This is a genomic window from Paenibacillus sp. GYB004 (genome assembly GCF_036577605.1).
GTDB classification, from domain to species: Bacteria; Bacillota; Bacilli; order Paenibacillales; family NBRC-103111; genus Paenibacillus_AB; species Paenibacillus_AB oceani.
On the sequence record NZ_JARBDB010000060.1, the window covers coordinates 155989 to 182630 of the forward strand.

General features: G+C 55.5%; 20 protein-coding genes. 3 read left to right on the forward strand and 17 right to left on the reverse strand.

The window, feature by feature from the left end; translation table 11 throughout:
* Nucleotides 1-12: 12 nt before the first annotated feature.
* Nucleotides 13-1275, reverse strand: coding sequence for a histidine--tRNA ligase (hisS, locus tag PV433_RS26550; RefSeq protein ID WP_332075050.1), 1263 nt, complete (start codon nucleotides 1273-1275; stop codon nucleotides 13-15).
* A 756-nt stretch (nucleotides 1276-2031) separates the two neighbouring features.
* On the opposite strand from hisS, the gene PV433_RS26555 reads away from it, so the two are divergent.
* On the forward strand, nucleotides 2032-2187 hold the full coding sequence (locus tag PV433_RS26555; protein ID WP_332075051.1) for a hypothetical protein: 156 nt from the start codon (nucleotides 2032-2034) through the stop codon (nucleotides 2185-2187).
* 445 nt (nucleotides 2188-2632) lie between these two features.
* Here PV433_RS26555 and PV433_RS26560 read toward each other — a convergent pair whose 3' ends face one another.
* The 9 genes from PV433_RS26560 to PV433_RS26600 form a co-directional block, all read right to left on the reverse strand.
* Nucleotides 2633-3232, reverse strand: a complete 600-nt coding sequence (locus PV433_RS26560) for a hypothetical protein (protein ID WP_332075052.1) — start codon at nucleotides 3230-3232, stop codon at nucleotides 2633-2635.
* 349 nt (nucleotides 3233-3581) lie between these two features.
* Nucleotides 3582-5531, reverse strand: coding sequence for an FAD-dependent oxidoreductase (locus tag PV433_RS26565; RefSeq protein WP_332075053.1), 1950 nt, complete (start codon nucleotides 5529-5531; stop codon nucleotides 3582-3584).
* A 470-nt stretch (nucleotides 5532-6001) separates the two neighbouring features.
* A complete protein-coding gene (locus PV433_RS26570) occupies nucleotides 6002-7543 on the reverse strand; it encodes a HEAT repeat domain-containing protein (protein ID WP_332075054.1) in 1542 nt (513 codons plus the stop codon).
* Between the two features lie 115 nt (nucleotides 7544-7658).
* Nucleotides 7659-8516, reverse strand: a complete 858-nt coding sequence (locus PV433_RS26575; protein ID WP_332075055.1) for an AraC family transcriptional regulator — start codon at nucleotides 8514-8516, stop codon at nucleotides 7659-7661.
* 18 nt (nucleotides 8517-8534) lie between these two features.
* A complete protein-coding gene (locus PV433_RS26580) occupies nucleotides 8535-10079 on the reverse strand; it encodes a coproporphyrinogen III oxidase (RefSeq protein ID WP_332075056.1) in 1545 nt (514 codons plus the stop codon).
* Between the two features lie 205 nt (nucleotides 10080-10284).
* Nucleotides 10285-10461 carry a hypothetical protein gene (locus PV433_RS26585; protein ID WP_332075057.1) on the reverse strand — a complete coding sequence of 59 codons (177 nt, stop codon included), beginning with the start codon at nucleotides 10459-10461 and terminating at the stop codon, nucleotides 10285-10287.
* Between the two features lie 126 nt (nucleotides 10462-10587).
* Complete coding sequence (locus PV433_RS26590) at nucleotides 10588-11400, reverse strand: (2Fe-2S)-binding protein (RefSeq protein ID WP_332075058.1); 813 nt, start codon at nucleotides 11398-11400, stop codon at nucleotides 10588-10590.
* 99 nt (nucleotides 11401-11499) lie between these two features.
* Nucleotides 11500-11940: a D-aminoacyl-tRNA deacylase gene (gene dtd, locus PV433_RS26595; protein ID WP_190924678.1), complete on the reverse strand. Its 441-nt coding sequence runs from the start codon at nucleotides 11938-11940 to the stop codon at nucleotides 11500-11502.
* 40 nt (nucleotides 11941-11980) lie between these two features.
* Nucleotides 11981-14167, reverse strand: coding sequence for a RelA/SpoT family protein (locus PV433_RS26600; protein ID WP_332075059.1), 2187 nt, complete (start codon nucleotides 14165-14167; stop codon nucleotides 11981-11983).
* A 218-nt stretch (nucleotides 14168-14385) separates the two neighbouring features.
* Here PV433_RS26600 and uraA point away from each other — a divergent pair, with 218 nt between their 5' ends.
* A complete protein-coding gene (uraA, locus tag PV433_RS26605) occupies nucleotides 14386-15657 on the forward strand; it encodes a uracil permease (protein WP_190924674.1) in 1272 nt (423 codons plus the stop codon).
* 306 nt (nucleotides 15658-15963) lie between these two features.
* Here uraA and PV433_RS26610 read toward each other — a convergent pair whose 3' ends face one another.
* The 7 genes from PV433_RS26610 to PV433_RS26640 all read right to left on the reverse strand — a co-directional run bounded on the left by PV433_RS26610 (nucleotide 15964) and on the right by PV433_RS26640 (nucleotide 24870).
* The gene (locus PV433_RS26610; protein WP_332075060.1) at nucleotides 15964-17598 is read right to left on the reverse strand and encodes a S8 family serine peptidase; all 1635 of its coding nucleotides are present in this window, start codon (nucleotides 17596-17598) and stop codon (nucleotides 15964-15966) included.
* A 654-nt stretch (nucleotides 17599-18252) separates the two neighbouring features.
* Nucleotides 18253-18765 (reverse strand): adenine phosphoribosyltransferase, encoded by a 513-nt coding sequence (locus PV433_RS26615; protein ID WP_332075061.1) that lies wholly within the window; start codon nucleotides 18763-18765, stop codon nucleotides 18253-18255.
* The gene (gene recJ, locus PV433_RS26620; RefSeq protein ID WP_332075062.1) at nucleotides 18762-21191 is read right to left on the reverse strand and encodes a single-stranded-DNA-specific exonuclease RecJ; all 2430 of its coding nucleotides are present in this window, start codon (nucleotides 21189-21191) and stop codon (nucleotides 18762-18764) included. Before recJ ends, PV433_RS26615 begins: the two co-directional genes overlap by 4 nt.
* Nucleotides 21192-21224: 33 nt before the next feature.
* The gene (locus PV433_RS26625) at nucleotides 21225-22175 is read right to left on the reverse strand and encodes a cation diffusion facilitator family transporter (protein ID WP_332075063.1); all 951 of its coding nucleotides are present in this window, start codon (nucleotides 22173-22175) and stop codon (nucleotides 21225-21227) included.
* Nucleotides 22176-22217: 42 nt separating this feature from the next.
* Complete coding sequence (gene secF / locus PV433_RS26630) at nucleotides 22218-23132, reverse strand: protein translocase subunit SecF (RefSeq protein WP_332075064.1); 915 nt, start codon at nucleotides 23130-23132, stop codon at nucleotides 22218-22220.
* On the reverse strand, nucleotides 23122-24354 hold the full coding sequence (secD, locus tag PV433_RS26635) for a protein translocase subunit SecD (RefSeq protein WP_332075065.1): 1233 nt from the start codon (nucleotides 24352-24354) through the stop codon (nucleotides 23122-23124). Before secD ends, secF begins: the two co-directional genes overlap by 11 nt.
* Nucleotides 24355-24576: 222 nt before the next feature.
* Nucleotides 24577-24870 carry a post-transcriptional regulator gene (locus PV433_RS26640; RefSeq protein WP_332075066.1) on the reverse strand — a complete coding sequence of 98 codons (294 nt, stop codon included), beginning with the start codon at nucleotides 24868-24870 and terminating at the stop codon, nucleotides 24577-24579.
* A gap of 193 nt (nucleotides 24871-25063) precedes the next feature.
* Between PV433_RS26640 and spoVB the strand changes: the two genes are divergently transcribed.
* Nucleotides 25064-26620, forward strand: coding sequence for a stage V sporulation protein B (gene spoVB / locus PV433_RS26645; protein ID WP_332075067.1), 1557 nt, complete (start codon nucleotides 25064-25066; stop codon nucleotides 26618-26620).
* The last annotated feature ends 22 nt before the right edge of the window (nucleotides 26621-26642 follow it).

Here is a 26642-nt window from a genome sequence, read left to right on the forward strand (position 1 = left end):
AGTTCGGTTAATTTACGAAAGCTTCTGTTTTAAAGTATCGGCGAGGCTGGCAATCGGCACTTCCGCTTGCTCTCCGGTCGCCATCTCCTTCAGCATGATCGTGCCCTTGGCCAGTTCGTCGTCGCCGAGGATGGCGACAAACCGGGCCGCATACCGGTCGGCCGACTTCATCTGCGCTTTCATCTTCCGGCTCGTGTAATCTTTCTCCGCCGTCAGCCCCGCCGAGCGGAGTTCGAACAACAGCTCGGCGACCTCGTCGCCGGCCGCATCGCCGAGACCGATCAGGTAAGCGTCCAGCGGGCGTACGCCCGGCACCTCGACGCCTTGCGCTTCCAGCACGAGCAGCACCCGCTCGAGACCGAGTCCGAAGCCTACCCCCGGCTGATCGATATTGCTGCCGCCGATTGTACCGACAAGGCCGTTGTACCGGCCGCCGCCGCTGATCGTATCGATTGCGCCAATGCCCGCCGCTTTATACTCAAACGCCGTATGCGTGTAATAGTCGAGCCCCCGCACCATCCGCGGATTGATGACGAACTCGATGCCCATATCGGTTAAATGCCGCTGTACCTTGTTGAAGTGAGTCTGGCATTCCTCATCGAGAAAATCTAGAATCGACGGCGCGCCGACTCCGTACTCCTGATCTTTCTTGCAGTCGAGGATACGCATCGGATTGCGCTCGTAGCGCGACTGGCAATCTTTGCACAGCTTGTCCTTGACCGGCGCGAAAAACTTCTGCAGCTCCTCGCGGTACACGCTGCGGCACGACGGATTGCCGACCGAATTGATCTCGACCCGGACGCCCTTCAGTCCGATCTCTTTATAGAACAAATAACCCATCGCGATCACTTCCGCATCCAGACTCGGGTCGGCGGAGCCGATCGCCTCGATGCCAAACTGATGGAACTGGCGGTACCGGCCCGCTTGCGGCTGCTCGTAGCGGAACATCGGTCCGATATAATACAGCTTGTTAATGTCCGGCTCGCCGTACAGCTTATTCTCTACATAAGCCCGGACGACGCCTGCCGTTCCTTCGGGACGGAGCGTCATGCTGCGGTCCGCTTTATCCGGGAACGTGTACATTTCTTTCTCGACGATATCGGTCGTCTCCCCGACACCGCGCTGGAACAGCTCGGTATTCTCGAAGATCGGCGTGCGGATCTCCTTATAATTGAAACGGCGGCAGACGTCGCGCGCCTTCTCCTCAATGTACTGCCACTTCTCGACGACGCCCGGCAGCAGATCCTGTGTCCCCTTCGGCTTTTGAATGCTCATCTTGATCCTCCCGGCTTCCTTTCCATTTCCACATTTTGAGACAATCGCTTAAAAAAACCAAAAACCCGCCCCCGGCATAATTGCCAGGGACGGGATATTCGTTCGTTAGCCGAAATCACCCGCGGTACCACCCGCATTCGCACAATCGGACGAAGAAGCTGATCTCCTCCGATCCGTTGCGGAGATTCCGATCCGGTTCTTCAACCGTACGGCAAAACCACAAATGATCGTGCGCACTCAAAGCGGTTAACGCCCGCTCTACGCGATACGGCTACTTACCGGCCTGAAGGCAATGTCGATTGGCCGCCTGCTTGTTAGCTTACTTGGCATTCCGATCGCGTGCTCCGCCGCATGTTCCCCGTACGTTCTCCGGGAAGTTATTCGTCCGTCCATTGCCGGGAAGCTTCCAGCCGTGGCTCCCCTCTCTGCTGGCTTGGGTTCGAACTACTTCGTCCCATCTGCGAATCTCGAATATTCCTATTGATTGTATACTTGAGGCCGTCCAAAGTCAAGGGACAAGGGGGAAATGATGGATGAAAAACCATTAGGTATATGAGCGCGACAATCCTTTGACAGGCAAACCAATCCGTTTGCGCGCGAGAGGGGAAATGGGTACCTTCTCTTCTTCGAACGGGACTATGTCGCCGCTGCCGCGAGTAAGGTACAATAAAAGAGGTTGTTCAAAAAGTGAATCGGCAGTTTCATTCTGCCAGGAACGCGCGTTCCTTTATACTTCCCTATGAAGGGGTGAATGTCATGGAACTGGTCGGTACATGCCAATCGTGCCAAACTCCCGTCTACTGCAAGGGCGGTTTCCTGGACGGAGTTGCGGAGCAAGGCAAGCTGCTTTGCTTCCCTTGTTACGACAAGCTGAATAAGAAAACGTCTGAAAAAGAAAAGAACCCGCAGTAAGCTGCGAGTTATCCAAGGTATATATATGAAAAAAGGGGGTCGACTCTTAGTATAGACGCCTTTTGTTAACGCACGATAAAATCCGGATTACAGTTGTGTTACAAATGGGGACGGCTACGGCGGTTGATGGTAGACGGCGGGCGAAATGGCGGAAGCTGCGGCGGGCGGTTAACGAAGCGGATGAAGCGGAGCGGCAGGCTGGCTTGAGTCTTTTACTGCCAGACTGTTCGCAAGAGCCGGTCGAATCGGACGACTGCGACTCACTTAGGCGTCCTTGGCTGATCCGTTAACCGCCCGGAAAGAAAAGAACCCGCAGCAAGCTGCGGGTTATCCAAGGTTATATATGAAAAAAGGGGGTCGACTTTTAGTATAGGCGCTTTTTGTTAACGCACGATAAAATCGGGATTACATTTGTGTTACATTTGCGGGAGAACGGGGGGGTTATTTATTTTACCATTTCTTTAACCTTCCCCTTAAAAGCTCCTAAATCTATAAAGTTTGTAATAATCTTATTTTCTTTTGGAGCCTGTTGTTCAATCTTACCATTGTCCTGAACCTTGAACTTACCCTGATAGACACCTAAAGGCATAAATACATTTTTGGCAATTGGTCCCTCATACTTATATAGAAAAGTAACAAGATACTCACCGCTTTTCATTACAGGTATCCCATTAAATGCATAGTCCACCTCAGGTAAAAAAACCTTCCCATCCTTAGATACTGGCTTGTATATACCTCCTGTCTCAAGGATGTTAATTTCTTCACCTTCATGGATATCCCCTTCTAGAGAGGAGAGTACTACTGCTCTTGATATTGTAAATGGAATATCGCCGTAAACAATTGTTTGCTGATTATCTAATACCCTAATTTCAACGATCGTCTCAGCTTTCGATTCTATTTCCTCCAATGAGTGGAAATAATCATCCAAATCTCCTGTCGCCACCATGATGTTCGGACTTGCAGATTCAGATTTACCGGAACCACAGCCCAAAAGCAGAGAAAATAGTAATGAAAGAACGCTAATCGTCATACCGATTTTTTTCACAATACCACCGCTCCTTTTATTTTTTTGTTTATAGCTTATCTAATATAGTGAACGGACACCGTTTTCGTCATCATTTGTAGGTACCGCAGAGCACTCTGTCCAATCATGATTAATTGTGCCACGGATATCATCAAGTTGTTAAGACAAATCCAAATAAAAAAACCTCCAATCCACGGGAGACTAATCTCAAATGGACTTGGAGGTTTAATTATTTCCTGTATACATTCAACTGCTGCTCCCAAGAACAATATGCCTTTAAAACGTTCGGCATGACCCGGCATAAAGTAGATGCTAGTCCTGCCAACACGAAAGCAACCTTGCCGGGATACAGCATTTTAAAGCTGAACAATCACTTCTTCGGCAGCGACTCGACCAGATCGCGAATCATCATATACGTGTCGCCGTTGTTCAGCTTCTGCTTATCGGCGATGCCGTCGATCGTCGCCTGCTTCAGCATCCCTTTCGCCAGCAGCTCCTTCGCCGCTTGCGCCGCCTGGACGTCGAGGCCGGCCGTCTTCGCGATCGTCCAAGCCGCCTGATCGAGCGTGAGCGGCTGCTTCGCCGCATCCTGGATGCCCGCTACGACTCCGCTCGGATCGCCGGTCAGCTTATGCACGCGCTTGACGCCCTGCATCAAGTTGAGCAGCCGCTGCGGGTTCGAATCCGGCGTCGTGTCGAAGCCTTTGTTGTCGTAGCCGCCAATGACCAGCCCCATGCTGACGACCGTTTTCAGTCCTTCATACGCCTTCTGCTCCATATAAAACTCCGGCTTGGGCTGATAAGGCTTCAGCTCCATCCCTTGCTTGTTAAGCATGTCCTGCAGCGTGGCGATATGCTCCTTCGACGCGGACAGCTCCCGGAACGACACGTTTTTGTCCATCGCGAGCTTCGCGGCGGCACCGGCCGCTTGTCCGGTAGCCATGCCGACCGGAATGACCCGGGCGCTGCCGTGAGGCAGCGTATCGAAGCTGCCGGACCGTCCGACGACGAGCAGGTTGTCCACCTTCAGCGGAACGATCGAACGGAACGGGATCGCATACTTGAGCGGATGACTCATCACCGCTCCGTTATCGGTAGGCGAGATCCGCTGAATATCGACCGGGTACGAGCCGAATGCGATCCGGTCCCACTGGTCGCGGTTCTCCAGCACGTCGATCATCGTCAGCCGGTACTCGCCTTGCATATGCCGGGTTTCGCGAATGTACAGCTCCGGCGCAACCGCGTCCCACTCCAGTCCGGCAAATTCAGGATACAGCTCTTGCATATGCTTCACGACATATGGCAATTCCGCCTTGGCAATCTCAAATGCTTCCGCACGCGATTTCGGGTCGAGGCCGTCGATTCCGAAAATTTGCAGCGCGTTGATCAGCATCGTGTTGTCGTTTTGCCGCCCGATGTTAAGGCCGCGCATTTTGACGCGTTCCTTGTTGTTAGGCGGGTATTTCTGCATCTCGCCGAATCCCCAGGCGCTAAGCTCATTGGCGTCGGTGTTCGGGTCGCCGTCATCCTTCAGCCGCTTCTGGATTTGCTTCCATACTTCGGGGGTCACGTTTTTGAGACGGAATACGGCGGTAACCGCCATTCTCGCCTTCTCGTCTCCAACGTCCGCGCGCCCGATCGTATAAGGCACGCCCGACGCCGCGGCGATATCCGCATCCTGGGTAGCGTCGATAACCGCCTTCGCGGTCACGTCCTGCTTCGAGCCGTCTTCTTTGGTAATCGTGACGCCGACGATTTTTTTGTTGCCGTTCGCGCCGGCTTCCAGCTTCGGTTCGATCGCTTTTGTTTTGAGCAGCAGATCGATGTTGCTCTCGTTTTTTACCATGTTGTGAAACGCGTTCGCCGCCGTTACAACATCAAACGAATCGCCTTCCACCTGTTTATACCATTCCATAAATAAACCTTGATTTAAAATGTCCACTTTTCCGGGAATGATGCTCGTTTTCTCACGATCGTAGTTATGGTCGAGACTGTTCAGCCAGCCCAGCGTCATCAGACCCCCGAGAATGTCCCGGTCCCGGCCGTCCACCAGTAGCGTCTTCAGCCCGTTGCGGGCGGAGGACACCGCGGCTACGATCCCTTCCGGATCGGTACCTACAACGATTACATCGTAGCTGTTTTTTACCGTCTTGACCGATTGCACCTCAGCGAGTTCGCCCGGATTGCCGGTCGTCTGGGTTTTGCCGCCGCCTAATAGCTTGTATGCGGTCACCCCCGCGATTACTAGTGCCACCCCGACAAGCAGCAGAAAAACGATTGCATTTTTGCGGGCGGTCCTGCGGTCCACGTGTCTAGCCATGCATCCCATCCTATTCCATTGTAAAATGACATTCAAAGTGTAACACAGATCGGGGGTTTCCGGCAAAATTCGGGCAAAATGACGAAAATAAGCCCATTTTGGGCAAGTCGGCGCATGCAAAAAAAGGGACCCGGCTTTCCTCATCGTAAGAGGACGGCCGGGTTCCGGACTTGTTGGAACAGCAGGTATCGCAGGTTACTCAGGCAAGACGCATGCAAGGAGGCTGTCGATTCAATGTGTAGAAGTGATAGCAGGCCGTTCCAAGTGAAAAGTTACCTTCTTCTGCTCAGACAGGTTGTCCGGAATCCCTTGATTGAATAAGGAGTGTAAGGTAGGGGATTCCAGACAAAACTCGCCAGAAGGTAATCTTTTCCCTTTCCACTTGGTTATCCACAATGAATCGACTGCCTCACAAGGCCGGTTATTCGTTCCGAAGCAGAGCGAACTCCGCTTCCCCCGCCGCCCTATGATTACGGATAAAACGTACTGGCCGGAGTCGTGGTCGGACACCAGCGGGAGACGCGCAGAAACCGCAGCAGCGCATCCTGGGCTTTGGCCGTCCCGATATAAAACAAGGCGTCGGCCGCATGAGCCCGGACATACCGGTTGTCGTCGTCCAATGCTTCGACAAGCGAAGGCACCGCATCTTCCGCCTGCTCTCCCCATTTCGCAAGCGACAACCCCGCCATAAAGCGGACTTGGGTGTCGTCGTCCTGCAGGGCGCGCGTAAGCGCCTCGACACCTTCGCTGCCGGATTCATAACCGGACCTATACGCTCCGGCTGATCCGAGCGCATCGACGGCGGCCTGACGCACCTTCACGGATGTATGGCTTATTAATCCGGCCAGCGCACGTACCACGTCCGCCGACGAAGCCGCGCACGGCTGCTCGCCAAGGGCAAACGCCGCATGAACGACTGTCTCTTCGCGCTCGCTGCCTACAGCCTCGGTCAGTTCCCGGACCACCCCATGCCCGGCCGCGGACAGCCCGTAACCCGCTTTGCGCGAAACCGGCACACTGTCGTGCTTCAAGGCGCGAAGCAGCGCCTCCGATCCTTCCTCTCCCATGCGGGCTAATCCATAGGCCGCATTCAGAGCGACCGGCTCGAACGAATCTTCCAGCGCCCGCTCCATAGCCGCGACGGCTCCATAAGGCGCAGTTGCAGCCCCCAGCATCCCCAGCCGGTCAGCTGCGTCCACCCGCCGCTCCGTCTCTTCCGATCGCAGCTCCTCCAGCAGGCCGGCAATTTCCTCCGCCGTTCCGCCGCTTGCGGCCGTCAAACCGTCGTCGCTTCTGCCCGACAGCCAGTTCCAGGCGTCTCTCCACATCGCCTCGTGCCGATAAACCGGCGTGCTGAACGAAGAGGGGGTTATCCACAACGCTTCCCGGTTATCCCAGCTCGGTTCGCCCGGCGCTTGCGTGCGCATAAATTCGAATTTCAGCATGAACCGTTCCTTGCCGAGCAGATTGGACGTCGACCGGTGCCATATATCGTAATGAATGAGGACAAACGTTCCCGCCTGGCCGGCCGCCGTTACCTCGCCGTCGCTGTCGTCCGCCGCGAACGTGCGGGTGTCGTAATTTTGCGTGCCCGGCATGACCCCTGTCGGTCCAAGCTCCACTGGCGTATCCTGCGGAAAGTACATGATCATCGCCCACCACGGACGGTGATTGCGCATTTTATGGTAACCCCAGTAGCTGTCCTTATGCCAGCCGCCCGGTTTCGGAGAGTTGTTGTAATGCCCGTGGCGGTGAGAATGCATCATATACCCCGGGCCGAGCACGCTCGTTAAAGCGCCTGTAACGACCGGATGCTCGAATACCTTCTGCAGCTCGCGGATCCGGGGCAGCAGGTTGTTGCCCGGATTGCCTTCGGTACGGTACACTTCGCTTAGCTGCTCCAGCAGGCTCTGATGAAACTGTGGCGAGAAGTCGGTTTTCAGCAATAAGTACCCTTCGGTAATAAACTGTCTCATCTGATCGTCGTTAAGCAGTTGCATCGGTTTCTCCATCGGAGTTCCCTCCACCTCATAGTTTTGGCTTCTTCACCTTTACTATGACGGAATACGCCGAACAAGAGAATGGAGGAAGTTCACTCCCATTTGCACAAAACAAACCTGTTTTCCGCTAATCCTCCGCACCGTGCCGTTCCTGCAGCAATCTGCGGTAATCCGACGGCGGCAGCCCGGTATGCTTCTTGAACACCCGGGAAAAGTAGTACAGCTCCATGCCCACCTGCCGGGCGATCTCCGATACCGGCTCCTCGGTCGCCGTCAGCAGCGACATCGCCTTCTCCATCTTCATTTTGTGCACATACTGAATCGGCGACGTGCCGACCAGCTCGCGGAATAAGCGGATCAAGTAATTCGGGTGAAAATGGACGAGCGCCGCGAGCTGAGGAACCGTTATATTGTCGTGCAGATGGCTCTCGATATATTTCAATACGAGATTCAAATTCCGGATGCCGCTATCTTCCTCATCCGCCCGGAACATCTGCCGGCCTTCGACCGCGCGCTCTAGATAAAGACTGACGATCTCCAGCAAAACGGATTTCTGCATAAGCGCAGCGGTAAACTGCCTGCTGTGGTAATGTTCGATCAATTGTTCGAACAACCGCGACAGCCGATCATGGTCCGTGACATCGATGTGCGAAGGCACTCCGGTCAAGCGGAACAGGTCGGTATCGCCGATTTTGGCCGTGAAGTGGCACCAATATTTGCCGAAACCGTTTTCATTTATCGTGTAATAGGACTGCTTCACGCCCGAAGGCATTACGAACAGCTGACCGGGACGGGGATAATGAGGCACCCCGTCGATGACGAGGCAGCCTTCCCCTTCGCGGATATAATAAAACCGGTTGAACTCCGGAACGAAGTTCATCTGCCGCCACTTCGCATCTACTTTCGTATACGCCGCGATCGACACCTGAACCTGCACATTGTCCAGCAAGCTCCCAAGCCGGGAGAGCGATTTGGTCGTTTTCATCGGGATCTCCTCGCCCGCTCAGCCGCTTACCGTTTGTCCGTAAGCGTCGTCCAGCAGCCGCATTTTTTTATCGAAATATTCTTTGTACGCCTGATTGTACACCGACGGCTCCTTCGGATTCGGAAACCGCTCGATTTTTTGCTGCTCGTTGCCTTCCGCGTCGTATACGGCCGGATACAGCACTTTGCTGACCGCGCCGCAGCCCAGCCCGATAATCGTCTGCCGTTCCTCCATCATGAGGATGTTGTATAAACTGTCCCGGTCGCCGAGCGCGTAACCGACGTTCTCGAGATTGCCCAGCATATTTTTTTGCCGGTACATGTAGTACGGATGGTAGCCGTTCTCCGCCATAAACCGGTTCGCCATCTTCATCATATCGGCGATCTCGTCCCGCTCCGCTACTTCATACTGATCGCGGTTTTTGGTCATTCGCGATGCCCGCTTGAACGACAGCGTATGCACGGTTAACGATTCCGGGAGCAGCTTGGCCGTCTCGTCCAGCGTATGCTGGAATTCGGGAATCCCTTCGTTCGGCAGACCGATAATGAGGTCCATATTAATATTGTCCATCCCCATCTCGCGGGACAGGATGAACTTCTCGATCGTTTCATCGACGGTATGGTGGCGCCCGATTTTATCGAGCGTAAGCTGGGTGAAGCTTTGCGGATTGATGCTGATCCGGTCGACGTTCCATTTTTTCATCACCTTCAGCTTATCCGGCGTTATCGTGTCGGGACGGCCCGCTTCAACCGTCAGCTCGCGCACTTGGTCCATATCCGGAATCGACTGATGCATCGTTTCAAAAAGCGCATCGATCTGCTCGGCGGTTATGCTCGTCGGCGTCCCCCCGCCCCAATAAATCGTCGTTACGGTCAGTCCGGTCCGCTTCAGCCATTCGCCCGTCTCCCGGATCTCGTAGTGGAGGCCGTCCAGAAACGTATCTACGGACCCGTTGTTGCCGCGGATATCGTAAGCCGGAAACGTGCAGTAGGCGCATTTCGTCGGGCAGAAAGGAATGCCGATATACAAGCTGACTTCGCGGTCCAGCTCGAACAGATCGGGGATCACCTTGAGCTGCCGCTCCACGATGTCCGCCAGCAGCTTCGCCTTCTCGTCGGTAAGCAAATATTCCTCCTGCAGCTGGCGTACGCTTAACTCCCGTCCCTGCTTGCGGACCATATTGTGCATCAGCTTCGTCGGGCGCACCCCGGTGAGCACGCCCCACGGCTGCTCCAGTCCGGACGCTTCCTCGAGGACGCGCAGCAGCGCCGAGCCGACGACGCGCTTCAGCTCCCTCCGGCGCGCTTCTGCAGCTCCGCTTCGCAGCAGCCTCCGTTCCGTGTGCGACCAGGCCGCTCCCGATTCCGGACGCTCCAAATAAGCCCGAACCTCGGCCTCGGTCCCGGCTTCTTCGCCCGCGTCGGCAAGCTCCAGCGTCATCCGCAGCTCGGCGTCATCCGCCGGCTCATACACAAGCTCCACTTCTTCGTAAAACAGCTTCCATATATGATAAATATCCATTTGATAGTCTGAAAATCCGATCTGCCTGATCTCAACCTTCATCTCGCGTATCGCCCTCCGATCGACGTACCGCCGCCTAAAGCGGCCAAACTGTTATAACTAGATAAGTGTACCACAAGTGAAAGCGCCAAGGAATGTTTGCTGCGTTCCGGGAACCCGGACGGATACCGGGTTCCCGGATATTCGGAAACGACAAAAAAACCGCCCCTTCCGCTGATGCGGGCAAGCTGGCGGCGATTTTGACGGGTTAAGCACGCGGAGGCTTCCGCGACGGATGCTTGCCCTGAACGTGACCGGTCGCCCACTCTTCGGCCGCTTCCGCAGCGAAAAAACCGTGCTGCATCCCGGCCGACTCGTGAGTATCGTTGTGCAGCAGCCGGTTTCCGGGCTCCAGCATAACGGTTTCCTTGCGGGATCGGCGCATCTGATCGACTCCTTGAGCGAAATGTACTATCAGTTTCCCCAAGAGTGCGATATTTCATAATACGCCTGATCGTTCACGCTGACGCCCTTCCCTGCAAGTATCGGATTACCGCTAACAAACCGTCTGCTATTTCGCAGCGGCAACCGGAACGGCCGCCTTTTCGCTTTCCCTTGCTTCCAGACGCCGCTCGGCCCGCTCGCTTTCCTTGATCCGGGGACACGAATAACAGTAACGGCCGCCTTCCGTCCGGTAATACATACAGCATGAATTTTTCATCCTCATCTGCTTGCACGGTTCTTTCAAATCTTCGATCCAGCGAATTTTCACGTCGAACGGACTCCGGGTCTGGCCGAACGTACTGCCTCCGATCTGACGGATCAGAAACTCATAGTCGGCGGCAATCGTTTCTTTAACCGTTTCGTTAGTCTCCGCCAGCCTCCACTGCTCCGTGCTGTAGTTGAACCGGGTAGGCAGCAGCCCCCACAGATGCGGCAGAGGCATACCCGCGGCCTTGGACGCCGCTTCATATACAGGCCGCACCGTTCCGCTGTACAAAGCGGAGAGAACCTCTGCGAGCCAGATCCTGCGCTCGTTCCCACCCTCGGGAGCGCGCAGCTCGGACCAACGCGCCAGCTGGAAGGCGACTCCGTACCTTCCTTCCTCCATCTCCACGAGCTGCACCGTTATATTGTCTAGCGACACATCAAAGGCGACGTCATGTACCGATACCGCGTACTGCAAAGCCAGACAAACGTTCCCGAACTGGGCGCAAAAATAAGCGGCTGCCGCCGTCCGGTCCAGCGCCTTCATCAGCGGCGAATACGCTTCGAGCAATTGCTCCATCGCGCTGCCGTGGGGCAAGGCGGATAACGGTACGGAATACACGACGCGCCTTGTGCCTTCCATGCCGATGTTGAATTTGTACAGCGATTCGATCATGACGTCAATCCCTTCATACACGCGATTTCGAAATTGATAATCATTATCATATTATCAGCGAACTGGCGCAATATCAATACGCAAACAAAAAAAGAACCGTTACCGGCTCTCGATTACGAGTGTAACAGGTCCTGAGTTCGTCAACTGCACATCCATCATCTCTCCGAAAATACCGGTCTCCACCTGCAGACCGTAGCTGCGGAGCAGCTCATTAAACTTGTCGTAGAGCGGCTTCGCCTGCTCCGGCCGGGCGGCGTCCATAAAGTTCGGCCGCTTCCCTTTGCGTACGTCGCCGTACAGCGTAAATTGCGATACCGACAATACCCCGCCGCCGACGTCGAGCACCGATACATTCATCTTGCCTTCCGCATCCTCGAAGATTCGCAAGCCGGCCAGCTTCTCGGCCAAATAACGGGCGTCCTGCTCGGTGTCCTCATGCGTAACTCCGACCAGGACAACGAGCCCGTGCCCGATTTGGCCGACCGTCTCTCCGTTCACGACTACGCGCGCTTCTTTGCTTCTCTGTACGACTATCCTCATGACGTTTTGCTCCCTTGCCCGATCCGCATTCCTTCGGCTCCTAGCTCTGCATAATCCGCTGAACCGAATATACGTCCTTCACCCGCTTAATCTTTTCTACAACCGACTGCAGGTGATCGATATTTTTAATCAGAATCGTCATATGAACGATCGCCATCTTATTTTTGTCGGACCGTCCGGACACGGCGGAGATAACCGTCTTGCTCTCCGATACGGCTTGCAGCACTTCGTTCAGAAAGGCGGAACGGTAGTGGCCCGTAATCTCGATCTCGACGTGATAGTTCGCTTCGACCGCAGTCTCCCACTCGACATCGATCATCCGGTTCAGATCGTCCTCGTCGCCTGTCGGAATGTTCGTGCAATCCGTCCGGTGAACGGACACCCCGCGCCCGCGGGTAATGTATCCGATAATATCGTCGCCAGGAACCGGATTGCAGCATCGTGCGAACCGGACGAGCAGATTGTCCACGCCCTTGACCCGGACACCGTGAGTCGGACGGCTCTTTTTCTCCGTCGAGCCTTTGACTTCCTTCACTTCGCTCGTCAGCTCGAGCGCGTTCGCTTGGGCTTCCTCGTTCTCGCGGCGAATCTTGTCCGTCAGCCGCGTGCAGATCTGGGCGGCGGTAATGCCGCCGAAACCGACAGCCGACATCATATCTTCGATATCGTTAAAGTTGAATTTGCGGGCAACCTCCATCAGGTTGTCATCGGTCATCACGGAAGGAGGCTCCAGCCCGAGCCGCTTCAGCTCGCGTTCGATCCCTTCCTTGCCCTTCTGGACGTTCTCTTCCCGCCTCTCCTTCTTGAACCACTGCTTGATCTTGCTCCGGGCGTGCGAAGACTGGGCGATCTTCACCCAATCCTGGCTAGGCCCGTACGAATGCTTGGACGTTAAAATCTCGACGATATCGCCTGTGTTCAGCTTATAATCGAGCGGTACGATCCGTCCGTTCACCTTCGCGCCGACCGTGCGGTTGCCGATCTCGGTATGAATCCGGTACGCGAAATCGAGCGGAACCGAACCTGCCGGCAGCTCGACGACTTCCCCTTTGGGCGTGAACACAAAGACGAGATCGGAGAAAAAGTCCATTTTGAGCGACTCCATAAACTCCGCCGCATCCCGCGTATCCTGCTGGAGCTCCAAAATTTCGCGAAAAAAGATCATCTTGTCCCCGAAGCCGCCGGACGGCACCATCGAGCCTTCCTTATACGCCCAGTGGGCGGCGATCCCGAACTCGGACGTCTTATGCATGTCCCACGTGCGAATCTGCACCTCAAGCGGCTCACCGCTCGGTCCGACGACCGTCGTATGCAGCGACTGATACATATTCGGCTTCGGCATTGCGATATAATCCTTAAACCTGCCCGGCATCGGCTTCCATAACGTGTGGATAATGCCGAGCGTCGCATAACAGTCTTTGATATTGTCTACGATGACACGGATGGCGAGCAGGTCGTAAATTTCGTTGAACTGCTTGTTTTTGGAGGTCATCTTTTTGTAAATGCTATAAATATGTTTCGGCCGGCCGGAAATATCGCCCTCGATCCCCATCTCGCTGAGCTTGCTCCGGATATTGTCGATAATCTCTTCGATATATTTCTCGCGCTCGGTCCGTTTTTTCTGCATCAGGTTCACGATCCGGTAATATTGCTGCGGGTTCAAGTAACGGAGAGCGATATCCTCCATCTCCCACTTGATCGCCGAGATCCCGAGCCGATGAGCGATCGGACAGAAAATCTCCAGCGTCTCGTCGGCGATCCGCCGCTGCGCTTCCTCCGACTGGAACTTCAGCGTTCGCATATTGTGCAGACGGTCGGCCAGCTTAATCAAAATCACGCGTATGTCCTGGGCCATCGCCACGAACATTTTGCGGTAATTTTCGTTTTGCTGCTCTTCCTTGGACTTGAATTTAATTTTCTCCAGCTTGGTCAGCCCGTCGACAAGCATTGCGCACGTTTTGCCGAAATGCTTCTCCACCGCCTGGAGCGATACCGTCGTATCTTCGACCACGTCATGCAGCAGGGCGGCGATGACCGAAGTGACATCCATCTGCATATTCACTAAAATTTCGGCAACGGCCAGCGGATGTAAAATATACGGTTCTCCCGACTTTCGCACCTGTCCGTGGTGAGCTTGCTCGGCAAAGTCGTAAGCTTCCCGAATCCGTACGAGATCGCTTTGTTTTAAGTAGGTTGCCGCGCGTTCCAGTAACTGCTCAATGCCCATCTTTTATATACCTTCTCCTGCCATACGTTCGTTTCTCTACATTATGCCTTTGAATGGGGACGACGTCAACTGCAACGCGGAAGCAGAGCGGATCGGGGCGGGCGAATGAAACGTTTACAAGCCCTCAAGAAAACGGATGCTATTTCGACACATTTCTGCTATTCTATTTGATGGCATTCCAGATGTCGAAAAAACTATGTGTGTAAGGGAGATGTACTATGCAGCAACGCGTCATTCAGGTGGACGAGCGCCCTCCGCTGCTCAAAAGCATACCGCTCGGCCTGCAGCATCTGTTCGCGATGTTCGGCTCCACCGTCCTCGTTCCGTTTTTGTTCAAGGTTGATCCCGCTACGATTCTGCTTATGAACGGAATAGGTACGCTGCTTTACTTGTTTTTGTGCAAAGGCAAAATTCCGGCTTATCTCGGCTCCAGCTTCGCTTTTATCTCGCCCGTGTTCGTCGTGCTCGGAACGCAAGGGTACAGCGCTGCGCTGGGCGGGTTTATCGTAGTCGGTCTCGTCTTCATCCTGTTCGCCCTGCTCGTCAAATCGGTCGGCACCCGCTGGATCGACGTCGTGTTCCCGCCTGCCGCGATGGGCGCCATCGTAGCCGTGATCGGGCTGGAGCTCGTTCCGGTCGCAGCCGGCATGGCCGGGCTGATTCCGGGCTCTGACGCGCCGGCGGACTGGGCGCTCGATCCAAAAACCGTAACCGTATCCCTGTGTACACTGGCTATCACCATTATCGGCCAAGCGATGTTCCGCGGCTTCCTTAAAATCATCCCGATCCTGATCGGCATGGTCGTCGGTTACGGGCTGGCCGCCTGGATGGGTCTCGTTTCCTTCGGCAAAGTGGCGGAAGCGGATGTGGTCGCCTTGCCGACATTCTACACACCTACATGGGATTGGGCCAGCATTATTATCATTCTCCCGGCCGCGCTCGTCGTCATCGCCGAGCATATCGGGCATCTAATCGTCACCGGCAATATCGTCGGCAAAGACTTGACGAAAGATCCCGGTCTGGACCGCTCCCTGCTCGGCAACGGGATATCTACCGTGCTGTCCGGGTTTGTAGGCTCTACTCCGAATACGACTTATGGCGAAAATATCGGCGTCCTCGCAATCTCCAAAGTGTACTCGACCTGGGTCATCGGCATTGCGGCCGTATTTGCCATCGTGCTGTCGTTTTTCGGCAAATTGGCGGCGTTGATCAACACGATTCCGGTTGCCGTTATGGGCGGCCTTTCGCTGCTCTTGTTCGGGGTTATCGCCGCTTCCGGCATTCGGATGCTCGTCGAGAGCAAGGTGGATTATTCGAAGCCTTCGAACCTCATCCTGACGACGATCGTTCTCGTGATCGGGATCAGCGGAGCCAAGCTGACGCTGGGCGACTTCGAACTGAAAGGGATGGCGCTTGCAACCGTCGTCGCCATTCTGCTGAGTTTGTTCTTTAAGCTGAGCGATCTGTTAGGGTTGTCGAACGAGAAATAACGATCTGTATGAAGCTGTCGATTCATTATGGACAACCAAGTGGAAAGGGAAAAGATGACCTTCTGGCGAGTATTGTCTGGAATCCCCTACCTTACAATCCTTATTCAATCAAGGGAATCCGGACAACCTGTTTGAGCAGAAGAAGGTAACTTTTCACTTGGAACGGCCTGCTATCCCTTCTACACATTGAATCGACAGCCGCTGTATGCAAGTTGAAACACGATCCGTGCCTCAGGCGTAGATCGTGTTTTTTGATCTTCCGCATACAAGGGGCATTCATTCGTTGTGGCTCAAGCTCACTGCAAGTTAAGGAGAGAGGAAGCTGGCCCACTGGCCCCATTTCCGGGCGATATGAACTCGCCCACGCGTACTCCGCTCCGAGTAAATCCCCTGCTCCTCCAGCCACCTGGGCTCCGGCTCGAATTGAATGCCGGTTATCGCTTCCAGCGCAGAGCACCTTACTGCGAAGATGGATACCCGTTCGTGAATGGCATCGTCCTCTATCCCGCTTAGCAGCGGTTTAACGAATGCTTCGTCCCGGATATTACCGGCCAGCTTAATGGCGCAATAGCGAATGTCCAGGTCGCTGTCCGAGAACAGCCCGGCAACTTCATCCTTCAGATGGTGATGGAGACCCGGACTTCGGCTTAACGCAAAGAGGGCGGCCATTCTCGCAAATCGGCTGTCATCATGGAGAATGCGGCAATAGTCTTGGATGGAGAGCGCTTCCTGGTAAAACGCCAAAGCCGTTACCGCTGCGGCACGGACCCGGCCCGACCTGCTGCCGGTTAGGAACAATATCTGTTCCTGCGTCTCAGGAGATATAGGAGCCTCGCAGTAAGACAATAGAGCAGCCGAAGCGATGCTCGTCTCGTCCTGAGCCTTCATTGCTTTCAAACGCTTGAAGCTGTCTTTCTGCTTCCAGCTGCACCATAACGTGTACGGCGGATCGCTTTCCTCAACCGACGTATCGGCATGAATAGCCGCCTTTACATCGACTAATCCGGCATGCAGCTCTGTCCACTGCCCTACCACGGCGGAACTTTCTACGATGGCGGATTTTACTTGTCCGGCTGTCCAGCTTGGCTGCGCTTGCCATAGGCAGGCTGCACATCCGAGAACAATCGGCGCGGCAAACGAAGTGCCCTCTGTTCTCGCGTACCCTTCCGGCAGGTTGTCGAACCGAGCGGTAAAGTGGCTTTGACGCTCTTCCAGCGAAACAAATGGCGCAGGCAGCACGATGTTTTTAGCCGGCGCTACTATTTCCGGCACCCATTTGCCCTCGAACGTCGTCCCTCTGCACCCGTAGTACGGTTTCGCGTAACGAATATCGGCATCTTCCGGTACGATCACCCCGCCGACCGATAATACGGATGGCGAAGAAGCCGGACCGTTGCTCGTTAACTCTTGCGTATTGCCCGTAGCTGCAACAACGAGAAGACCGTCAGCCGCCAGCTTCTCGCACCCGATCCGAATCGGGTCCGCCTGCCAGGGAAGAAGCCCCGTATCCCGGGTCGCCGCGATCGTTACTACGACTCCGCGTATGCGATACCTGCGCCAGTTCAGGTAAAGCCAGTCTAATGCAGCCGCGATTTTGCATTCGACATCCTGGTCGGTCCCCAGACGGCCGGTCTCCAGCAAGTAAAGGTCGGCATCCGGCGCAGCTCCGGTATACAGACCTTGGGAGATTAGACCCGAACCGGCCGCCGCAGCTGCTGCAGCCAAGCCATGCCTTCCCTTGGTCCAAGGACCGTCGTCCGCCGTCATTAATGAAGGGACCGGATCAGGCTCGGACGTGTTTACGAGGTACGTGTTTCGCCGGGAAGTGGCCGTTATATCGGGATGATTCGGGAACCGGCCGTCTACGACGGCAATGCCTACTCCTTTGCCAGTGAGATGATGCGGAATTTGTAGAAAAGTGCGAATCGAAGGCCATATCACAGACGTGCCCCTCCTCTGTTTTTTATTTCCCGGAAAATAAACCGGGTGTTTCCTTGTTTCTTCTTCTAGTTACTTCTTCTAGTTACCGTTTCTTGTAACTGTTTCTCGTTATCGCTTTTTACAACCGTTTCTTGTAGTCCCCCTCAGCCGCGATTCTTCTCCAAAAAGGGCATGACGCCCCATAGCCGGCTTAAAACTTGGCACGATGTGGCATGACCACCCTGTCTAGCACGATAAGAGCGGTTTGAACCTCTTAATTTTCAATATCGGTCCAACTTACAGAGCCTACAAGTTTTCAAAACACTTCAGCCGAACACGAACGGCCGCACCCGGCCTGCTCCTGGTTCGTTCCTTTGAGGCCCCGGCTTCAGCCGACTCCGCCTGAAACGGTTTTGGCCAGCCCAGCCGCAATAGCCGGTTCTGAGCTTCCCATCCTTTGGTTAAACTGCGAAGGACTCGGAGTCCGGGCTGCTCGCAAGAGCAACAAATCATCCTTCGGCGCTGGCCGCTCGGCACAATCAATCTGCTTGTTAACGTAAAGCAACAACCAGCGTTCCACCTAACCGGCAACAGGAGCGGCCGACAAAAACGCCCGTGCTTCGGTCCCGGGCATTACTGCCGTTCAGGACCGCCGCACGGGCGTCTCGTGTAAAATCAATACTGGACCAGCGATTCGATCTCGATGCCGCCCAGCTTCTCTCTACCGTTCAAATAAGACAGCTCGATCAAAAACGTCGCGCCGACAACGTCTCCGCCGAGCTGGCGGATCAGTTGGAGCGTACTTGCGATCGTACCTCCTGTTGCAAGCAAATCGTCCGCGATCAATACGCGCTGCCCCGGTCGGATCGCATCTTTATGCATGGCAAGCTTATCTTTGCCGTACTCCAGATCGTAGCCGACCTCGATCGTCTCGCCCGGCAGTTTGCCGCTTTTGCGGATCGGCACGAAGCCGACGCCCAGCGCGTAAGCGAGCGGAGCGCCGATGACGAAACCGCGCGCTTCAGGCCCTGCGACCAGATCGATGCCGCTGTCCCGGTACCGCTGCGCAAGATGATCGATAACCTCCTTGTAGACCGGACCGTTGTTCAGCAGCGTCGTAATGTCCTTGAAGCGGATACCCGGTTGCGGAAAGTCGGGAATGACGCGAATATGCTCTTTGAGATTCATCCTGTTACCTCCATCATACGTTTCGATTGAACGGCCAGCCGGTCCGTAATCCAGTCCGTCAGCTGCTGCGCGTTCGAGTAGACGAGCACTTGCTCCACCTCGCCGCGCTGCTGACGGCTTTGATAAGCGGGCGATTCGGCAAGATCCCGCTTTTTGGGCGATGCCGCCGTTTTGCAGACGGACCCCCTCTTATCGATAAATTGCAGTTCTTCAAAAACCGTGAGCATAAACCGAATCAGTCCTTCGGATAATCCGGACTTTCGGCGAAGCGGCTCAAGAAACGAGATGTTCCGCTCATCCCACTCGCCCTTCCGGATCGCTTCCTGGTACAGCGCCTTAAACGTGTCTCTCGACGGTAGTGCAGCGTAATCGCGGTCCCAATCGGCAAATGCGGCGTAAATCCGTTTCGCCCGGCACACTGCCAGCGCCGACTCCAGACGTTCCAGCCGGTCCGGGAGCGTAACGATCAGCACATCGTCGGCTTCCGCGAGACTGGCCGACTTGGCGGCCGCATTTAACGGGATCGCACCCAAGCTGCCGTCCATCGCCCACAACCCGCAACTGATCCGATCCGGATCGAGCAGCTTCGAGGGCGCACCCGCTTCTACGAGAATCGCCTCGCGCCCGGGCCCGCCCGGCTCCTGCCGTACCGCGGAGCACGTATCCGCAAACTTGTCGACGGTCATCTTGGCCCCGCGCCAATCGAATACTTGCACATGTGGCACCCGCATATCTTGAATGACGATTTGCGGCTTGCGGACGCCGTTCCACTCGTTAATGCCGAGCTCCCCGAGGATGTCGATCCTCGCCGTCGGCGAGATAAGCTCCAGCATGGCTCCGCGCCCGAAGCCTACCGCCTCTACCGTGCCTGGAGACGAACCTCCCGGCTCGGTCAGCATCAGCTTCAAGTGCTGTTTGTCTTTGCCGAGCGCCCGCTTCTCCTGGACGCTTAATCCCGACAAGACGAACCTGGGGGCCGGATTGCCCATTCCGAACGGGGCAAGCGCCTCGATCTGACGAATGATATCCACGGTCACGTCTACAAGCGTGAAGTCCGCATCCGCCTGAATTAGCGGCACGAGATCTTCGGCAGTCAGCCATTGTTCGGCAAGAGCGTTCAAGGCTGCGGCGAATTCGTCCAAACGGTCGCGATGAATCGTCATCCCTGCCGCCGCCTGATGTCCGCCGTAATGATCGAGAAGCCCCGCAGTATGGGTCAACGCCTGATAAATATCGTATCCCGGAATCGAACGCGCCGAGCCTTTGGCCAGCCCCGTAGCCGGATCGATCGCAAGGACGATTACCGGCCGGTAGAAGCGCTCCAGCAGCTTCGCCGCCACGATTCCGATTACACCCACGTTCCAGCCTTCCGCCGCCACTACGATCACTTGGCTGGAGAAATCGGGATCTTTGCGCGTCAAGACGTCCAGCGCTTCCTTCGTCATCTCTTCGACAATCCGCTGACGCTCCTTGTTCAGCAAATCGAGCGAAGTCGCTATGAGCTCCGCTTCCTCGGGATCGTCAGTCGTCAGCAGCCGTACGGCGTCCGAAGCATGCTCGAGCCTTCCGCTTGCATTAATGCGAGGCGCCAGCGAGAAGCCCAGATGCGTGGAGGTAACCTCCTTATCGCCCGCTCCGGACACGTCCAGCAATGCCTGAATGCCGGCATAAGCGCTATCCTGCATCCGCTCCAGGCCAAGCTTGACGATCACGCGGTTCTCTCCGACAAGCGGCATCAAATCCGCCACTGTGCCGATTGCTGCAATTTCCAGCAGCTCCTCGGGAAGCTCCTCGAGCAGCGCGTGCGCAAGCTTGAACGCGACGCCTACCCCCGCGAGCGACTTAAACGGATACGGGCATCCGGGTTTCTTCGGATTCAGAATCGCTACGGCATCCGGCAGCAGCTCCGGCGGCTCGTGATGGTCTGTAACGATGACGTCGATGCCAATCTCCGTCGCATAAGCTATCTGCTCGCGGGCGCTGATTCCCGTGTCGACGGTTACGATAAGCGATACGCCGCTTTGCTTCGCGAGGTCGATCGCATTGACATTCAGACCATACCCTTCGGTAGCCCGATGCGGAATATAGGTATCGAATTCCGCGCCGAGACGGCGCAGCAAATGCACCATAAGCGAGGTGCTGCTCACGCCGTCCGCGTCGTAATCCCCATATACTCTTATTTTCTCTCCGGCTTGAAGCGCGCTTCGAATCCGCTCCACCGCCCGTTCCATGCCATCCAGTAGAAAAGGATCATGAAAATGATCCTTTCCCCCTTTGAGAAACCGCTGGGCTTCTCCTATATCGGTAATGCCTCGGGCAACCAGCATACCTGCGATGACGGGATGAAGCTTCAGCTCCTTCGCCAGCGACTCGGCGGCATGCCGTTCGATGCCGTTTACTTTCCACCTTGCCTTCGGTTGAAGCATAGTTGCCTCCCCCTCCCTACTTCCGGCTTCTCCTCAATGCAGCAGCGTCGGGAAGTCGGGATGCTCCGAACTGACATCCTTGTACGGATATCCCGGATCGTATGGATTAACATGAATGAATACGTCCGACACATGACTGAATTTGCTGAGAAGCTGGTGCTTCACCGCTTTTCCGATATCGTGGCCTTCGCTGACCGTAATTCTCGGATTCACGCTGATTTTAATGTCTACGATCACATAATGCCCATGCTCGCGGGCGCGCAGTTCATTAACCGCAATCACGCCTTTGACCCGCTGAGCCGTATCCAGCAGCTCTTCGGTATCTTCCTTATGAAGCACATGATCGATCGTCTTGTGAACCGATTCCATCACGAGCTTGTATCCCATCCGCAGCACGAGCAAGGCGACGAACAGCCCCGCCAACGGGTCCAGGTAGTACAGAAGCGGCTGGTTCATATAAGCTCCGAGCACCGCTCCGCCTACACCGATCAGGACGGCCACCGACGACATCACGTCGGTTCTGTGGTCCCAGGCGCTGGCGATAAGCGCTTGGCTCGAAAGCTTCTTTCCAAGACGAAAATTATAGTGGAACAAAAACTCTTTGGCAACGATCGAGATGCCTATAGCGATAAGGGCGAATTCTTCGGGAGCTTGCGTCACTCCCGCGTACATCGTTTTGACGGAATTGATGCCGATCTCGAGCCCGACCAATAGCAGCAGCACCGATACGATAATGGCGGAAACCGATTCCGCCTTGCCATGTCCGTACGGATGGTCCCGATCGGGCGCGCGTCTGGCCGCCTTCAGCCCGATCAAAACCGCAATCGATCCCGCTACGTCCGAGGCCGAGTTGGCCGCATCCGCAAGCAATGCCTTACTGCCGGATAACCAGCCGAAGATCCCTTTCAAGACCGCGAGCGCGATATTTCCGATAATGCTAAGCCAAGCCGCAAATTGCGCTTTTTCGAAACGCTGCTCCGACATATGGCCCCCCCTTACATGTTGAAAACGCTCCTTCAGCCGATATTACGAATTCGCTTTGGCAGGCGCTACTTTACCGGATCTCAGCGTAGCCCGCTTAAGCAGATACCACAGCGGAGTAGCGAGACAAATCGAAGAGTACACGCCGCTTACAAGCCCGATCAGCTTCGCCAGCGCGAACAGCTTGATCGATTCGCTGCCGAACAGGTACAAGCAGACAGCTGCGATAATTACTGTGACGACCGTATTGATCGAGCGGCTCATCGTCTGCCAGATGCTCGTATGAACGAGCTCGGCCAGATCGCCTTCGCTTCTGAGCTTGGCAAACCGCAAGTTTTCGCGAATCCGGTCCAAAATAACGATCTTGTCGTTGATCGAATACCCGATCGTCGTCAGCACCGCGGCTACGAACGGAAGGTCGACCTCCAGACGGAAGATCGAGAAGATCGCGATAACGAAAAACGCGTCGTACAAAATCGTAATGATCGCCGACAGCGCAAACCGCCATTCGAAGCGGATTGTGACGTACAAGCTGACCGCAATACTGGCGACGGCTACGGCAAGAATCGCTTTGTTCTTCATCTCGTTAGCCATATCCGGAGAAACGGTATTGACCTCGTGAGACACTTGATCGCCGTAGGTGCCCGTAAAGGCGCTTATCACTTGCTTGACCTGCTCTTCGGTCAGCACCTCATCGTACCTGGCCGAGAAGCGGTCGTTGTTGCCTCCCATCGTCAGGATAACCGGGTTCAGCCCGGCGTCTCCGAACACTTTCTCCACCTGAGCTCGATCCGTCGTTTTGCCGAGCGCGACGTCCAGCGACGTGCCCGCCTTAAAATCCACCCCATAGTGCAGTCCCGATATGAGCAGGATCACAATCCCGATAATGGTGACGAGCAAGGAGGCGCCGAAAAACAGGTTCCGGTTTTTGACAAAGTCGTACCGATTTTTATAGTTCACGGATGTCCGCCTCCTTTACTCCGAAATAAACCGGCTTTTTGAACAAATTGCTGCGGACAAGCAAGGTGATCAAGAAGCGCGAGAACAATACGTTGGTCAGCATGCTGATCAGAATGCTCACGATCATCGTCAGCGCGAAGCCGCGGATGGCGCCGTTACCGATATAATACAAGACGCCGCAGGAAATGATGTTGGTAATGTTGGCGTCCATAATTGTCCGGAACGAATGCTTGTGACCGGATTTCAGAGACGACAGCAGGCTTTTGCCGCTGCGGATCTCTTCCTTGACGCGTTCGAACTTGATGATGTTGGCGTCGACCGCCATCCCGATCCCGAGAATGAGTGCCGCGATGCCCGGAAGCGTCAGCGTGGCGTTCATCCAATAAAAGACGAGCAGCACGAGCCAGGTGTACGTGATCAGCGTAATCGCCGCCACGATGCCCGGCACGCGGTAGAACACCACCATAAACAGCAAGATCAGCAGCGAGCCGATAATGCCCGCCTTAATCGTCTGCTCCAGCGACTGCTGTCCGAGCGTAGCGCCGACGGACTGGGTATATTTCTCCGTCAGCTTCAGCGGAAGCGCGCCCAAGTTAATAATATCCTTCAGTTCTTTGGCTTCCTCGTACGTGTAGCTGCCGGTAATCGTCGCCTTGCCGTCCGTCAGAACCTGCTGAACGACCGGAGCGGACAGCTGGGTTTCGTCCAGATAAATCGCCAAGGGTTGTCCGAGCAAACGCTGGGTAATCTCGGCGAACTTGGCTTTGTCCTTCACTTCGATGGAAATGATCGGCTGATTCGTCTGATTAAAGCCGACCTCCGCCGCGCCTTCGACGAAATCGCTCCCTACCATTTCTTTTTTGCCGTCCGGCCCTCTGAAGGTCAGCTCCGCCGGTTTGCGCAGAAGCGCGCGGACCTCCTCCTGGTTCTCCACGCCGGCCAGCTTGACGCGAATCCGGTCCGTTCCTTCCGTAGTAACTTCCGGCTCAGCTACTCCGCTTGCGTCTGCGCGCTTGGCGAGACTTTGTGCGGTCTGGACCAGAGAATCGCGCGTTACTGCTTTGCCTTCATCGATCGGCTCGGCTACGTACAAAATTTCAAAGCCGCCCTTCAAATCCAATCCGAGTCTCACCTTGGACAGCAATCCCGGGCTTGACCATGCTACGACGCCTAGAGTGATTACCACGATAAGCAAAAATGCCGCCAATCGCTTCATATTCATGTGAGCGACTCCCTTCCATACTCAATATTCCTATTATAACCACCGTCTAAAATCGAGTCAATTTGACAGCCGGGCATGCACGCTCCGGCCAAAAAACGTCAAACCCGCTCTTTCCTTCCTGCTGCGGGCACCTCTCTCCAGCGTCGTATAACGCCCCCCCGCCGCCGCACCCGCGGACCTGACTGGCGCATAGTCCCGCCGTCACAAAAAAAAGCCGCGCTTCTATTCGAAACGGGCGTCTTGGCGGTATATGCTCATCGTCATCCAGTTCATAAACGAAGTCGCTTTGAGCGATAAAATGTCGTTAACAATCTGGTGAATTCTTGGGGTTCCCATTTTGGCATATTTGTCGCTTACGCAGTCCCAAATCTCTTTTCCGGTCACGTGCTCGTACCCGATCATCCGGAATTCTTCCGCTTTGCTGCGGCACAGCTGCTCGATCGTTTCATTTAATTCTTCTTCGGATAATCCGGGCTCATCCATCTGCTCGGCTGGTTCGTAAGCGTCCTCATCCATCCTCGTATTCCTCCCTTGACTGCTTCTACGCTTCCGGGCCCATGTACGTCCTACGCTTTCAGTATTCGCCGCCGCCGACCCGATTCCTTCCGATCCCGCCTCTCTTCCTAAATTTGTTGCATGAGCTTGTGCCTTGTCCGCATATTCATGGAGATAAGACTGTCCATCCCACAATGGAAGGATGTAGCACCGCTTGAGGAAGCAATCGTTCATCAAAGGGACTATGATTCTGCTTGCGGCCGGCATCGTAAACCGGATACTCGGCTTCGTTCCGCGCATTACGCTTCCGCGAATTATCGGCGCCGAAGGGGTCGGGCTGTACCAGCTCGGCTATCCGTTCATGATCGTGATCATCACGATCATCTCAAGCGGCGTCCCCCTGGCCGTAGCTAAACTTGTCGCGGAGGCCGAGTCGGAAGGCAACGAGCGGAAAATCCGCTCCATCCTGCGCGTCTCGCTTGCGATCACCTGCGGTCTGGCGGTATTTTTCACGCTGTTCTGCTTATGGGCGGCTCCCTGGATTACGTCGCGGCTGCTGACCGACCCCAGAGTGTACCATACCTTTATGAGCATGTGTCCGATCCTGCCGATTGTGGCGCTCTCCGCCGTATACCGCGGCTATTTTCAAGGCCGCCAGAACATGATACCGACCGCCTTGTCCCAAGTCGTCGAAACGCTCGTTCGGATCGCCGCCATGCTGACGCTCGCTTATCTGTTTCTCCCTTACGGGGTCGAATGGGCGGCAGCGGGCGCGATGATCGGCGTCGTCATCGGCGAGCTGTTCGGAATGCTGGTGCTGCTGATCAGCTTCAGTCGCGATAAAACGCGCAAACAGCCGGGCGCCCCAAAATCCGTCTCTGACGGCGGCGGCCCGAGCGGCGAGTTCCGGCTGGGCAAGCTGTTCTCCATCGCCGTGCCTGTCACCGCCAGCAGGCTGGTCGGCTCCACCTCCTACTTGCTGGAGTCGATTCTGATCGCGCAAAGTCTCGCCGTCGCCGGCGTGGCGACAGCGGTTGCGACCGCTCAATACGGGGTGCTGCAAGGGATGGTCATCCCGATCCTGCTTATGCCCGGCGCGCTGACGTATTCGCTTTCGGTTTCCCTTATTCCTTCGCTGTCGGAAGCCGCCGCCCGAGGCGATATGAAGACGATTCACAAGCGGCTTCACCAGTCGCTCAGGCTCGCGCTCGTCACCGGCGCCCCGTTCGCCGTTCTCATGTATGTATTGGCCGAACCGCTCTGCTACTATTTGTATAACAACGCCGAGGTCGGTAAAATGCTGAAGATGATGGCGCCCGTCGCCATGTTCCTTTATTTCCAAAGTCCGCTGCAGGCTACCCTGCAGGCGCTCGACCGGCCCGGAAGCGCCCTGATGAATACGCTGATCGGCGCCGTCGTCAAGCTGGTGCTGATCGGTTACCTCGCCTCGCGTCCGCAATGGGGCATACTCGGCGCGGTCGTAGCGATTAACGCCAATATCGCTTTGGTAACGCTGCTTCATTGGCATAGCGTAACACGGATGCTCAAATTCCGGATGAAAGGCGCGGACTATTGGAAAACCGGGCTGGCCGCCGCCGTCATGGGAACGATTTGCTACTTTATGATGAATGAAGCGTGGTACGACGATCCCCTCGTCCGGTTCATCGCGGCAAGCGTGGCAGGCGTCGTCATTTACCTGATCAGCATCGTCGCCTTGAAGCTGGTTGACCGCAGCGATTTCTCCCGAATTCCCTGGATTGGCAAAAAATAGTGCAAAAAAGCCGGTTCCGATG